Source organism: Pseudomonadota bacterium (assembly GCA_039193195.1).
Taxonomy (GTDB): Bacteria; Pseudomonadota; Gammaproteobacteria; order Steroidobacterales; family JBCBZW01; genus JBCBZW01.
In genome coordinates this window covers 47,655-60,464 of the sequence record JBCCWS010000002.1, presented here as the reverse complement: position 1 = coordinate 60,464, position 12,810 = coordinate 47,655, and the positions used below count along the sequence as shown (strand labels likewise).

The 12,810-nt window shown below is 64.0% G+C and carries 11 protein-coding genes; 9 read left to right on the top strand and 2 right to left on the bottom strand.

The window, feature by feature from the left end; all coding sequences use genetic code 11:
- Positions 1-293: 293 nt before the first annotated feature.
- The 9 genes from AAGA68_02530 (at position 294) to AAGA68_02490 (ending at position 10,577) form a co-directional block, all read left to right on the top strand.
- Positions 294-809: an Hcp family type VI secretion system effector gene (locus AAGA68_02530; GenBank protein MEM9383907.1), complete on the top strand. Its 516-nt coding sequence runs from the start codon at positions 294-296 to the stop codon at positions 807-809.
- Positions 810-997: 188 nt separating this feature from the next.
- On the top strand, positions 998-2,989 hold the full coding sequence (locus AAGA68_02525; GenBank protein ID MEM9383906.1) for a type VI secretion system Vgr family protein: 1,992 nt from the start codon (positions 998-1,000) through the stop codon (positions 2,987-2,989).
- Between the two features lie 27 nt (positions 2,990-3,016).
- Positions 3,017-3,559 carry a hypothetical protein gene (locus AAGA68_02520; GenBank protein MEM9383905.1) on the top strand — a complete coding sequence of 181 codons (543 nt, stop codon included), beginning with the start codon at positions 3,017-3,019 and terminating at the stop codon, positions 3,557-3,559.
- 29 nt (positions 3,560-3,588) lie between these two features.
- Positions 3,589-4,674: a DUF2169 domain-containing protein gene (locus tag AAGA68_02515; protein MEM9383904.1), complete on the top strand. Its 1,086-nt coding sequence runs from the start codon at positions 3,589-3,591 to the stop codon at positions 4,672-4,674.
- 5 nt (positions 4,675-4,679) lie between these two features.
- Positions 4,680-5,765: a hypothetical protein gene (locus AAGA68_02510; GenBank protein MEM9383903.1), complete on the top strand. Its 1,086-nt coding sequence runs from the start codon at positions 4,680-4,682 to the stop codon at positions 5,763-5,765.
- Between the two features lie 12 nt (positions 5,766-5,777).
- Positions 5,778-7,262, top strand: coding sequence for a PAAR-like domain-containing protein (locus AAGA68_02505; GenBank protein ID MEM9383902.1), 1,485 nt, complete (start codon positions 5,778-5,780; stop codon positions 7,260-7,262).
- Between the two features lie 12 nt (positions 7,263-7,274).
- Positions 7,275-8,312 carry a hypothetical protein gene (locus AAGA68_02500; protein MEM9383901.1) on the top strand — a complete coding sequence of 346 codons (1,038 nt, stop codon included), beginning with the start codon at positions 7,275-7,277 and terminating at the stop codon, positions 8,310-8,312.
- A 13-nt stretch (positions 8,313-8,325) separates the two neighbouring features.
- Entirely contained in the window at positions 8,326-9,522 is a 1,197-nt protein-coding gene (locus tag AAGA68_02495; GenBank protein ID MEM9383900.1) for a hypothetical protein, read from the top strand.
- A gap of 497 nt (positions 9,523-10,019) precedes the next feature.
- Entirely contained in the window at positions 10,020-10,577 is a 558-nt protein-coding gene (locus tag AAGA68_02490; protein MEM9383899.1) for a DUF427 domain-containing protein, read from the top strand.
- A gap of 159 nt (positions 10,578-10,736) precedes the next feature.
- Here the strand turns inward: AAGA68_02490 and AAGA68_02485 are convergent, their stop codons facing one another.
- Together AAGA68_02485 and AAGA68_02480 are read right to left on the bottom strand one after the other, a co-directional pair.
- Positions 10,737-11,081, bottom strand: a complete 345-nt coding sequence (locus tag AAGA68_02485) for a hypothetical protein (protein MEM9383898.1) — start codon at positions 11,079-11,081, stop codon at positions 10,737-10,739.
- 70 nt (positions 11,082-11,151) lie between these two features.
- The gene (locus tag AAGA68_02480) at positions 11,152-11,538 is read right to left on the bottom strand and encodes a hypothetical protein (GenBank protein MEM9383897.1); all 387 of its coding nucleotides are present in this window, start codon (positions 11,536-11,538) and stop codon (positions 11,152-11,154) included.
- Positions 11,539-12,810: the final 1,272 nt, after the last annotated feature.

Here is a 12,810-nt window from a genome sequence, read left to right as displayed (position 1 = left end):
CTGTTCCGACAGCAGCAGCGGATGCGACGGCGCAATGTGCACTGTGAAGAAGCCGTCACGCCTGCCCGTTGAACTGCGCAAGATCTTGCACAGCTGAGTTGCCGCTAGTCTCGCCTGCGATGCGCTAGAGGCCGTAAGTAATTGATTAAAAAGATTAACCAAGGGCGCGTGAAGCTGGCCCGCTCTTTGCTAACTGGCCTACGAGAGGCAACGTCATCGGATCGCAACACCGTCGACGGCGCCGCACATAGACCCGCCCCCAACCAGGGCACCACCGCAAGGAGCTACACAACATGCCAACTCCCGCGTATCTCAGCATCACCGGTCGCAAGCAGGGCAACGTGTCCCAGGGCGCTAGCACCGACAAGAGCATCGGCAACACCTGGCAGGAAGGCCATGAAGACGAGATCCTCGTCCAGGGCTTCAACCACACCGTGCTGATCCCGACCAACCCGCAGAACGGTCAGCCGGCAGGCCCCCGTCGCCACGAGCAGCTGGTGATCACCAAGGCCTTCGACAAGGCCTCGCCTCTGCTCTACAACGCGCTCACCTCCGGCGAGCTGCTCGATTGTGAGATCAAGTGGTTCCGCACGGCGGCCGACGGCACGTCCGAGCACTACTACACCACCACCCTGACGGACGCGGTCATCGTCGACATCACGGCGAGCATGGCGCACTGCCAGGATCCGGCGATGGACCACCTCGGTCACGAGGAGCAGATCTCCTTCAAGTATCGTAAGATCGAGTGGCGTCACGAAGCCGCTGGCACGTCCGGTGAGGACGACTGGCGTAAACCCGACGCGACCTAAGGCGTGTACTAATTGCGGATCGACTCGTACCCTTTGGGCGGGTCGGTCCACAAGGCGCGGCCGTCAAGCTTGCGGGCTTGGCGGCCGATCCGTCTATCGCGACGACGGCGCCGTTCGTCTAGCGCGCGTCGTGAGATGGAGACGGCCCGTCGCCCGCTCGGGGCGTGTGGCCAGCACAGGGGATGGTCATGGCGAGTGCAGCCGTTCGTTTCGACATGGTGCCCTTCGAGTTCAGCATCGAGGGCCTGCAGGACCCCACCTTGCGCGTGCTCGAGTTCTCCGGCCAGGAGGCGCTCTCCACGCCCTACGCGTACGAGATCGATCTGATCTCCGAGGACGACGGCCTCACCCTCGAAGATCTGGTCGGCAAACCGGCCACCCTGCGCATCAACGATGAAGCCGGCCAATCGGAGCGGTTCCTCCACGGCGTGGTGGCGAGCTTCCTCCACGGCGAGTCGAGCGAGCGCTACACGCGCTACCGGGCCCGCGTCGTGCCCATGCTCCAGCTCCTGAGCTACCGCCAGGACTGCCGGATCTTCCAAAACCTCTCCGTGCCGGACATCCTTCAGCAGGTGTTCGACGGCGCGGGCCTCAGCGACTACAAGCTCACCCTGCGCGGCACCTACGAGCCGCGCGTTTACTGCGTCCAGTATCGCGAATCCGATTTAAACTTCGTCACCCGACTGATGGAGGACGAGGGCATCTATTACTTCTTCGCGCACAGCGAAGGGAAGAGCACGCTCACGCTCATCGACGACCCCGCCAGCCATCCCAAGCTGCCGGGCGGCGACAGCATCGAACACCACGACACGGGCGGCGGCATCGCGCCTCAGCGCATGGTCTACGGCATGCGCTGGCAGGAGGTGGTCACCACCAACGCGGTCACCCTGCGCGATTTCGATTTCGAGCGACCGAGCGTCGATCACCTGCACCTCGACAAGCAGGTCGACCAACCCATGCGCCTGGAGCAGTACGACTACCCCGGCATCTACACCGAGTCCGGCCTCGGCGACCAGCGCGTGGGTGCGCGCCTGGATGCTCTGCAAGCGAAGCGTCGCACGCTGCGCGCCTCCACCAGCGCGCGCCACTTCCTGGTCGGCCACCGTTTCACTCTGCAAAAGCACGCTAACGATCGCTTTAACCGAGAGTACACGATCACCAGCGTGGCCGTGGCGGGCCGCAGCCCGCAGGCGACGGAGCAGGATCAAGGCGGCCTGAGTCCCATGTACTCCTGCGAGTTCGGCGCGGCGCCGTCGAACACGGTGCTGCGCAGTGCGCCGATCGCGCGCCGCCCCCGGGTTGACGGGGTGCAGACGGCCATCATCGTCGGTCCTGCCGGCGAGGAGGTCTACACGGACGAGTACGGTCGGGTGAAAGTGCAGTTTCACTGGGATCGCCTCGGCACCTACAGCGAGCGCAGCTCCTGCTGGATTCGCGTGAGCCAGCTCTGGGCCGGCGCTAGCTGGGGCGGCATGGACATCCCGCGCATCGGCCACGAGGTGGTGATCAGCTTCGAGGAGGGCGATCCCGATCGGCCGATGATCATCGGGCGTGTTTACCACGGTCAGAATCGTCCGCCCTACGGCCTGCCCGAGCACAAGGTCAAGAGCACCATCAAGTCGAACTCGAGCCCCGGCGGCGGCGGCTTCAACGAGCTCATGTTCGACGACAGCAAGGGCAACGAAGAGGTGTTTCTGCACTCCCAGAAGAACACCACGATCAAGACCCTCAACGACAAGAATCAGAACACCGGCAACGACGAGACCTTGGAGATCGGCAACAACCGCACCAAGAGCGTCGGCGTCGACGAGACCACCACGGTGGGTAGCAACCGCACGGAAGAGGTGGGCAAGAACGAGAAGATCAGCATCGGTGAGTCCCGCACGGAGGAGGTGGGCACCGACGAGACGATCACGATCAAGCGCGACCGTACGGAGAACGTTGGCCGCGACGAGTCGATTGAGATCGCCGGTACCCAGGAGATCCAGGTCGGCAAGGAGATCTACATCGATGCCGGCGATCAAATCATCCTGCGCACGGGTGATGCCAAGCTGATCATGAAGAGCGATGGCACGATCGCCCTGATGGGTAAGAACATCACGATTAAGGGCTCGGGTGAGATCGACGTCCGCGCGTCGAACAACATCACGATGAAGGGTCGCAAGATCCTGCAGAACTGAGCCCGCGCCGACGAGGACCCGCTTACCATGGACGATGGCATCACCACGACCACGAGCCCGCCGGCGATTGACGGCCCGTCGCGTCAGGAGGAGGCAGTCGCCGAGCCGTCCCCTGGGCCTAACGTGATCGATCAGCTGGCCGAGGAGACCGGTCAGCGGCGCGCTCGCGAAGCGTCGCTCGAGCGTGCCCACGCTGCGCTGCCGGGCGTGGTGGTCGGGCGCATCGTCGCGGTGGCCGGTTGCCAAGCGGTGGTGGAGTTCGACTGGGAGGGAAGCGCGCAGCGATTTCCGGCGCGCCTCGCCATCAGTGAGACGCCCCAGCTCGACCAGCTCTGCACGCTCGTGTTCGAGCAGCAACTCTTGAGCCGCCCCATCGTCACCGGCCTCGTGCAGCAGGCGGACGATCAGGGTCCAAAGGTGCTGTCGAGCGCCACCGGCATCGAGCTTCGCTGCGGCGACGGCAAGGTGGTGATCTCGCCCGAGGGCGACATCACGATCTCCGGTCGCGTCCTCACCTCCCGCGCCTACGGCCCAAACCGTATCCAAGGCGCCTCCGTCAAGCTCAACTAGGCCGCCGCGCGCAGGGTCGGGCGAGGTTCGTGGAGCTAGTCAATACCACTCGGCTTACGGCGGGTTGCGCGCCGGGTCGCCTCGCGACCAATCAGATGTGTTTGGTGGTGGTGGCGAAGGCGTGTTTCGCTTGGGACGATTCCCCGTCGCCGCAAGCGCCGACGCCCATCACCGAAAGGGTCGTGCTCCACGACCACGATGTACAGCTGGAAGGCACGGACGTGCTGGCCCACGAGTACGATTTCGTGCCCTACAAGCCGAACTGCGACGTGGTCTTGCACGGCGCCGTGGCGTACGCCCCGGCGGGAAAACCCTGCGAGCGGGTCGCGGTGGGCATGGGCCTTGGCGAGTGGAGCAAGCGCTTCGCCGTGATCGGCGAGCGCGCGTGGGCGCGGGGAGCCGACGGTGGCTGGCGCGCGAGTGACCCAGTGCCCTTCGTCGAGTTGCCCCTGAGCTGGCGAAATGCCTACGGTGGCGCTGTCGAGGACGCTGACGGTGACGTTAGGTGCTGCCCGGCCAACCCGGAAGGCGTCGGGCCCTGGTTCGAGGTGGACGACGCGCTGGAAGGCACGCCCTTGCCCAATACGGAGCAGCTCGACGTGCCCATCGACTCGCCGAAGGCTGACTACGTGCCCCAAGGCTTGGGGCCTATCGCGCGGCACTGGGCGCCGAGGCCGGATCATGCGGGCACCTTCGATGAGGCCTGGGAGCGCGACCGTGCGCCCTTCCTCCCCGACGACTTCGACGCGCGCTTCCACCAGTGCGCGCCCGCCGACCAGCAGATTGCCTACCCCGAGGCGGGCGACACGCTGTGGCTCGAGAACCTGACGACCAGTGGTGATGCCCGCATCCCCCTGCCCCTCGAGGCCGTGCTCATGACCGTGATCCGCTACGACGGGGAGCGCATTCGCCTGGCGCCGAAGGTCGACACGCTCATCGTGGACACGAGCGCGCGTCGCCTCGACGTGGTGTACCGAGCGCACGTGCCGCTGGCGCGCAGCGTGCGCGACATCGAGGCGGTGGTGATCGGCAAGCCCACCCGCGGTTGGGAGCGCGCCCGCATGACGGGGAAGACCTATCAGCCCCTAGGCCGACCGTCCCGGGCGAGGCTCTAGCGGCGATGGGCGCGGGTTTGCACATCGATGCGGTCGGGTTGGTGTCCAGCGTGGGCAACACCGCCGAGGCCAGCTGCGCTGCCTTTCGCCTGGTGCTGGATGGCTTCACGGAAACGCCGTTCATTGACCACCTGAGCAAGCGGCCGATCATCGGCGCACCGATCGATTGGGCTCAGGCGCCCACCCTGCGCGGGGCGGAGCGCTTGGCGGCGATGGCGGCGACGGCCGTGGAGGATGCGCTGGGGCACGCGGCGGACACCGACGACGACGGGCCGGTCGCGGTGGTCGCCTGTTTGGCGGAGTCGCAGCGGCCAGACGTCACGGCCGGCCAACTGGCGTCGCTGCGCGCCGCACTGGGCGAGAAGATCGCGTCGGCCGGTGACCTTCACATCATCAGCGAAGGTGCCGTCGGCTTGGTCGATGCCTTCGAGTACGCAGCCACTCTGCTCGACGGGGAGTCCGCCGTGCAGCGGGTGGTAGTCGTGGGCGCGGAGAGTTTGCTGTCGAGCGGCGCGATAAACTACTTCCTCGCCGGCCTGGGCACGCCCTTGTGCCGCCTGCTCACGGCAGGTAACTCCGATGGCTTCATCCCTGGCGAGGCGGCCGCGGCCATTGTGCTGACGGGCGCTAGCGATGACGAGCGCTTCGGCCTGCGCGTGCGGGGCATGGCGATGTCTGAGCGGCCGGAACACGAGGGCCAGCCGCCGCGGGCGGAGGCGCTTACGGACGCGGTGACGCAGGCCCTGGCGCAGGCCCAGATCGACATAGGCGACATCGCCTACCGCATGAGCAACGCCAACGGCGAGGAACACCGCTTTGAGGAGGAGTCACTCATGCTCTATCGCGTCTGTCGCCCGCCGCGGCCAGACTTTCCCCTCGTGCACCTGGCCGACAAGATAGGCGAGGTGGGCGCGGCCGCAGGCGTCGCCCTGATGGCGCGCGCCTACTGGGCCGCGCGCGAAGGATACGCCGAGGGCCCGGCGGCCCTGTGCTACCTCATGGGAGATCAGACTCGGCGCGCGGCCCTGGTGCTCGATGCGGTGGGCAAACCCCTAACACAACCGTCGCTGGCGTCTGGCACCAGCCCATAAGGAACACGAACCGTGGCCAACGAAGTCTTCGCCAACGAGCTCGAGATCTCCTGCAAGGCCGCCGCGGGCAAGTCCGTAGCCAGCTTTCCGGATCCGTGCTTCAGCCCACCGCCGCCGAGCGGCGGCCCCATCGTGATCCCCTACGCCAACACGGCCTTCGCCAAGGACCTGGCCAAGGGCTCGACCACCGTGTTCATCAGCGGCAAGCCGATCGCCAAGCGCGACCAGAGTTACTTCAAGACCTCCACCGGCAACGAGCCTGCGATCATGAAGAAGGGCGTTGCCACCGGCGTGAAGAAGGGCAAGGCCTACTACCAGACCTGGTCCATGGACGTGAAGGTGGAAGATCTGAACGTCTGCCGGCACACGGACAAGATGACCCACAACCACGCGTCCCTGCCGGGCAACACGGGGCCCTGGGCCTACGTCGATACGAGCGCGCGGCGCAGCGACTGCCGGATGGAGATCCAACGGGTCAACCGCGCCTGCGGCGGCGAGCGTGAGGTCAAGCGCGGCAACCGCACCACCTGGGAGACCGTGCGCGGTCAGGTGAGATGGAAGCGCACGAATTGCCTGGGCCTCAACATCAAACCCCGCTCCTTGGACCAATCCAAGCTAGACGACTTCCTAGGCGACATTCAGGGCCAGCTCGATGATCTCAACATCTACGAGCAGGCGATCAACACCGCCCAGGAGGTAGCCCTGCAGCAGGCGGAGGAGCTGCTCACGCGGATTGTCGGCAAAGCCGTCGCCAAGCGCATCATCGGTGCGGCGGCGGGACCGATCGGCTGGATCGTAACGATCGTCGATGGCGCCAACGACGTGGCGGAGGTGATAGAGCTCAAGGGCCACATCGATGCGGTGAATGCCGAGGCGGACCGCCTGATGCGCTCGCTCACTTCCCTCGACGATCGCCTGGCGGCCATTCCCGATCAGTTGGCCGCCGGCGACACGGGCAGCGCGGCCGCCACCATGGCCGACGTGCAGCGGACCATCGCCACGGCGAACGACTGCGTGCGCGCCCGCAAGTGCATGCTGGTGAGCATGAAGTCGACGGACAACAACTCCGGCGGCACCAACGCCCAGGGCGGCTGCTGCGGCGGCCAGACGGGGCACCACATGATTCCCCACGCCTGGGTGGATGGGGTGTGCGACGGCTACCGCTACCGCGATGCGCCGGTGGTCTGCGCCGAGGGCACCAACCAGTACCACGGCTCGCATGGCGCCATGCACACGCACACCGATCGCCACGCGGCGGAAGAGGTCGGCAGGGACGGCGACATTGCCTACGACGATGCGCGCGACGCTGCCATCCGAGCCCACCGGGACACCTTCCCCTTGAGCTTCTGCAGCGCCGACTGTCTGCGCGAGCAGTTGGACAACTACTACGACAAGGCCTGCGATGAACACAGCGGTATTTTCTCCGACCCCAACCCAGACCTGAACTTCCAGCGTATCGGCGGCCCCTCCGCACCCGCTGGCGATGAATTGTCATAGGCTGACCTCGACATGAAGATGAATGCTGCGCAGTACGACGAGCTAATCAAGGGTTATGCGATGACCCACGCGGTGATCGTGCACCCCGAGCAGGTGAGCTTCGTGCTGCAAGAGATCGTGGAGATGGATGAGGCCCATCAGCAGGAGCGTCTCCCGCGGCCGGAGGATCTCGGCACGCGGATCGTCAACTACGCGCCTGACCGCTTCGCCGCCAAGGGCGGCTTCGGGGCGGCGTCCTTCAGCGGCGCCCGCCGGGTGTACGTCTCCTTCGGCGATCGCACGGTCACGCTCACGGGCGACTGGAAGACCTGGGAGCCGCGTGCCCAGAAGGGCTTCAACCGCTTCGACGCGGACGACGCCAAGCGAGGCAAAGCCGCCTGGGCCCTCGAGCGTATCGACGAGCAGGTGTTCGCCGCCGGTAGCATGCGCAAGCTGTATCGCCGCACGGGCCCCGTGACCTGGGAAGACCTCACGCGCGAGCAGCAGCACCCCCAGCTCTACCAGGACATCGACGAGCTGAAGGCGCGCGGCCTGCGCTACATGGACATGGAGATCGGCTTCCATGCCCTGGACGGCTTTAGCGAGACGGACATCTACGTCGGCGGCGATCGCGGTGACTGCTGGCGCTACGATGGCACCACCTGGCACCGCCTCGACCTGCCCTTGAACTTTCGCATCGACGCCATCTGCTGCGCCGGCGACGGCAACGTCTACATCGGCGGCAGCGGCGATCAGATTCTCCGCGGCCGGGAAGACGAGTGGGAAGCCCTCGCCTCACCCACCGGCGACTACATCTACGCCGCGGATATCAACGCCATGGCATGGTATGACGGTCGCCTCTGGGCGGCGACGGACTTAGGCCTCTTCACCCTCGAAGACGATGAACTCCGCGCCTACACCTTTCCGGAATCGGGAGCCGTTCAGCATTCCTTCAAACGGGTCACGGCGTCTGAACACGGCCTACTCTCCTACGGCTTGTATCAGGCGCTGGTCTACGACGGCACGGCCTGGACCGAGCTGATCGGTACGCCAGCCCTGGACCAGGGCTAGGCATCGCGACCACGTGACGGCCTTTCCGGCGCCGATCTGGCGCCAGATCACGACGGACGCACCCTACGCCTGGCACATACGGGAGGGCATTGCCGAGAGCCCGGTGCACCGGGCGGCGGACCTGGCCGTTGCCGATGCCAAGTTGAATGCGTTTCTCGATGCCCTGCGCATCGGTCTCGTGTCCGGCCTCTCCATCGACGATAGCGTGCTCGCCTTCGAAGATCCTGGGAGCGTCTTCATCACCGCGACGCTTGGGTTCACCCTGGGGCGTGACGATCTGCTCGATCGCGCCTGCGAAGCCCTTGCCGAGCGGGGCGACTATCCAGGGGAGTTTCACGCTGCCGTTAGCTGGCTTGGGCTGCGAAGCGAGCAGGTGTCGCGCCTCGTCGACCATGCGAATGGCGAGGTGAGGCAGGCGGCGGTGGCGACCTTCGCGTCCGCTCCGGATGAGCACTGGTTTGCGGATACAGATCCGGCCGTGCACGTGCGCATGCTCGATTGGATTGGGCACCGAAGATCGCACGCGCACGGCCATGTGGTGCGAAGGGCCTACGCGCAGGAACCTTCCGATGGGGACGAGGCGGCGCAGCGGCTGCGCTTCGCGGCCTTGCGGGCGGGCGTCCTGCTCGGCGACAACGATGCGTACGTAGCGCTGTCTTCTGAGCTAAGCAATGAGGACCCCAACCTGCTGCAAACCGTAGAGTTGCTCGTGCGCTTCGGGGCGCCAACCTATCGCAGCATGCTGCTCGATACGCTCAGCTCGGATGACTTCTCACCGCGAGTCCGCGCCCACGCCTACGGCGCCTCCGGGCTGCCTGCCCATGTGCCCCAGCTGTTGGCGTTGATGGAAGATCCGGAGTACGCGCGGGTCGCTGGTCAGGCGTTCTGCACCATCACCGGCGCCGACATCACGGCGGACGATCTCGACGCGTCGGTCGAGCCCGATTGGGAGGACACGGTCAACGTGGGGGGCGATCCGCAGTACTCGGACGTGGAGGAGCTGCTGGCGATGCCGCACACCGAATCGGTGGTCGCCTGGTGGGCCTCGCGAGCGCCCGACGTCGAGCCCCAGGAACGTTACCTGGTGGGCGGCCGCCTCACGCCCGAGCACCTATCGGCCGTGCTCGCCTCGGGAACGCAAACCCAGCGCAAATCGGCCGCGTACGAGATGGCTGCGCTCGATCGCGACGCGCCGGTCCCAAAGCTTTGAGCAGCGCGGCCTTCACCGATCCGCCATGTCGTTGAGGGCCTTAGGCAGCGCGTTGGCCAGCTGTTGGTATTCGCTCGGCGCGTTGTAAGTCTGTGCCGAGATGCGCACCAGACGGGCGGGTGGTGCCGGCCATGGCGCCGATGAGCAGGTCTCGGCCCGCCAGGGCCAGGGCGTGCTTTGCTCCCGCAGGGCAGGCCAACCGCCGGGGAGTAGCTGTTCCGAGGAGGGGGAGCGTTGCCATCACTACCCGTGCACCGGTGCGTGCGGCCACGTAGTCGAGGACTGTTCGGAGTTGAGCTTAGCCTGTCGTGCTGTGTTCCCAGCGTCACCGACTCGAAGGTCATCGCGAGCGGTCATGGCCCTCACACGATGATCCGGCAACTGGGCAGTCCGTGGGGTGTTTCTGGCGACCAGATCCCCGTCTCGAATGTCTCTTAATCGATCCGGAGATTCCCAGATAGACTGCGGCGCTTCCCCACGACCTGCTGGTTCATCTCATGCCCAAGATCCCCGACTGGCTGAAGAAATCCCGCGACGGCTGGACCCACCGCGGCCAGGCGCGTCCTGCGTTCGCCCACCCAACCGGGCCGGGTCAAGAATCGGTGTGGGACTATCCGCGGCCTCCGAGCCTGGTACCCGATACGCGCGAAGTGGTTGTGCTAGGAAACGGGGTGGAACTTGCTCGCTCGCGTGGAGCGAAACGCATCTTGGAGACGGCGAGCCCGCCCACCTTCTACGTGCCGCCGCAGGATGTCGTTACCGCCTACCTACGGCCTGCACAGGGCGAGAGTCTCTGCGAATGGAAGGGGGCGGCGCGCTACTGGGACCTTGCCCCTTCCGAAGGTGCAATCACGTCGAAGGTCGCCTGGTGTTACGACAGGCCATTCGAACCCTACGAGTCCATTGCCGGTTGGTTGTGCTTCTATCCGTCTCGTGTCGAGTGCTATGTGGATGGTGAGCGTGTGCGACCGCAGTCGAGCGAGTTCTATGGGGGGTGGATTACGGATGAGGTGATCGGGCCCTTCAAGGGGGATCCGGGTACTCAGGGTTGGTAGGTGTTGTGTCTCTCTCCTGTGGATCAGTCAGGTCAGATACGCAGGCGCACGTCGACACCAGTGTTGGTCAACTCAAACAGCAATTCGCGAGACGGTTGAGGTAGACCGCCATTGGCTCAGCAACCGTTGGTGGCTCGATGTCACTAAGCGACTCCTGCTCTATTCAAGCATAACGTTGAGAACCCTGATGTGCCCCTCGGGCTGGCACGTGTGATCGACGTAGAGCCTCACCGGGGTTCCGCTTAGCTTCGCGGCCAGGAGCATGCTAACCATTGCATCGTAGTTCACATCAGTCGTGCGGATCGTGTACACCTTATGCTGACAGTTACCGGGATCGTAGAGGGTTGGCATCAGGATCCGAAAGAACTTTCCTGTGTCACCGCCATCGATGCGCAGACTGGTTGGTAGCTCGTAGGTTGTCCAGCTCCCTGCGGCAGTCGCAACGGAGCTGACAAGCGCTAGTGCCAAGCTCGTCGTTGCGGTGATCAGCCTTCGTGCCTTCATGTCTCAAATGAACCTTGTAGTAATCGTGCTGCGCAGGGCCTTCTTCCGACCCGGAGTCGGGTGGATCACTCTATTGGTAGCTGTCAGCGACTGATCCTATCTGAACGTCGCAGTAGCCCTGATAGTCGTTGTCGTCGATGTATAAGCGCACGCGTTTCGAGGCGATGTAGGACGACAACAACAACGAGTAGATTCTATTTAGGGATGCCTCGGTCATTCCCAACACCCCCACCCGCAGGTTGAATCGATGCGTGCAATTGGTAGCGCCGTTACCGGCACCGAACCATTCTTGCTCCGCGAGCTCGACCAAGACGCCGAAGTTGGCGTTGTACCCGGCATAATCCTCCAACCGTGTGATTCGGCCTTCGACCCAGTGCCGGTCCGCGTGGGCACTGAACGAAACAACTACGCCGACGGCTAGCAGTAGCCATCGCCAGCAACAAAGCTCCCTGCGCATCTCTCCTCCTGGAGCTCTCGAGAGTCGCGGCTTCCACCGCGAGCGGCTTGCGACGAGTCTCGGATTTGAAAGTAACGCTATCAACCTAAACAGATTTTCCATAATGCTCTTCTGGCAATTCCTGATCCATTTTCTAGTCTGCGAAGACTTGAAATAGCCGGATCTTCGGAGCGCATTCCGGAGTGTCCGTGTTTGAGTAGTTCACGTTTATTTCCTTGTTTGCTGCGAACGCGGTGAGTAGCGCCGAGTACAACGCCTCTAGGTTAGGGTGATTCTTGTCGATCCTCACCCGCCTTCCGCCATCGCAAGTCGAAGTGGTGACCGACGTATCTGCTAATAGGAAAGACACGTCTTTGGTCCCAGAATAAGGGCGAATCCATTCGATTCGGGTCTGCCCGGACCAGACGTCTGCGGCGTGCACTCGAGCGCCTGGCAACCAGGCAAGCAGCATGCCGAAGCATAAAACAGCAACGGTGCATGTTGATTCCCGCGAATGGGGTGCAGTTCTAGAGCGCTTTCCTGCGCGTATGCGTTTTTGGGCAATGTCGGTCATCTCTTCGTCCCCGGCTCCAGCTAAAAATAGATCCTGATGTTGTCTACCGCGTAGACGCGAGTCTCGCGGTTGTTGGCTGTGGTTCTCCTTGATGATGACTGGGGTCCACGGTTCCCGCGGATAGCCCCGCTATTCACCGCTGGTCCCTAGTTCGGTATGTCTCTCGACTGGGTCTGCGGTTGCGATGTCGTCGGCCTTCTCACTTACCTCCCAATAACCAGCGTCACCATCGCGTACCCGTTTGTGCTGCACCCGTTGACTCGAACCTGTACGTCCGCGTCAGCGTGCAAGGCGGAGAGCAAGAGCGCGAAAGCTTCATCGAAGAACGCGAAGCTAGTCTCTAGGACAAGGCGATCTGTCCGTGTGCAAGCTTGGGTGTTGGTCATGTCAGTCAGCTTGAATAGCAAGCCGTCGGATGGGTTCAGATAGACCTCCGTGACTGTCGATGGAGGCGTCCATTGTGCGTAGCAATTGAAAGAGGTGAGCGCCAGCGCGGTTGCTGCGATGACGCTACGGATAGGATTCGAGAGTTTCATGGGTTGTTTCTGCTCGGATATTGCTGCTGGTCTCGGGGTTGATTCGTTGTGTCTCAGTTGCGACTCGCCACCTGTTTTACCGTCGATGGGGCTACCAAAGCCAAGCTGAGGGCCTGTTCTTCATAGGCGCCCATCTTCGTGATCGACAGGGAGCCGAGTCTTCAATCGAGCACCAGGTAACTG

Excerpts from the sequence above, each read along its gene's own strand:
- AAGA68_02485 (MEM9383898.1), bottom strand. The coding sequence starts at position 11,081 with ATGAAGGCACGAAGGCTGATCACCGCAACGACGAGCTTGGCACTAGCG.
- AAGA68_02490 (MEM9383899.1), top strand. The coding sequence starts at position 10,020 with ATGCCCAAGATCCCCGACTGGCTGAAGAAATCCCGCGACGGCTGGACC.
- AAGA68_02520 (MEM9383905.1), top strand. The coding sequence starts at position 3,017 with ATGGACGATGGCATCACCACGACCACGAGCCCGCCGGCGATTGACGGC.
- AAGA68_02500 (MEM9383901.1), top strand. The coding sequence starts at position 7,275 with ATGAAGATGAATGCTGCGCAGTACGACGAGCTAATCAAGGGTTATGCG.
- AAGA68_02530 (MEM9383907.1), top strand. The coding sequence starts at position 294 with ATGCCAACTCCCGCGTATCTCAGCATCACCGGTCGCAAGCAGGGCAAC.
- AAGA68_02510 (MEM9383903.1), top strand. The coding sequence starts at position 4,680 with ATGGGCGCGGGTTTGCACATCGATGCGGTCGGGTTGGTGTCCAGCGTG.
- AAGA68_02525 (MEM9383906.1), top strand. The coding sequence starts at position 998 with ATGGCGAGTGCAGCCGTTCGTTTCGACATGGTGCCCTTCGAGTTCAGC.
- AAGA68_02480 (MEM9383897.1), bottom strand. The coding sequence starts at position 11,538 with ATGCGCAGGGAGCTTTGTTGCTGGCGATGGCTACTGCTAGCCGTCGGC.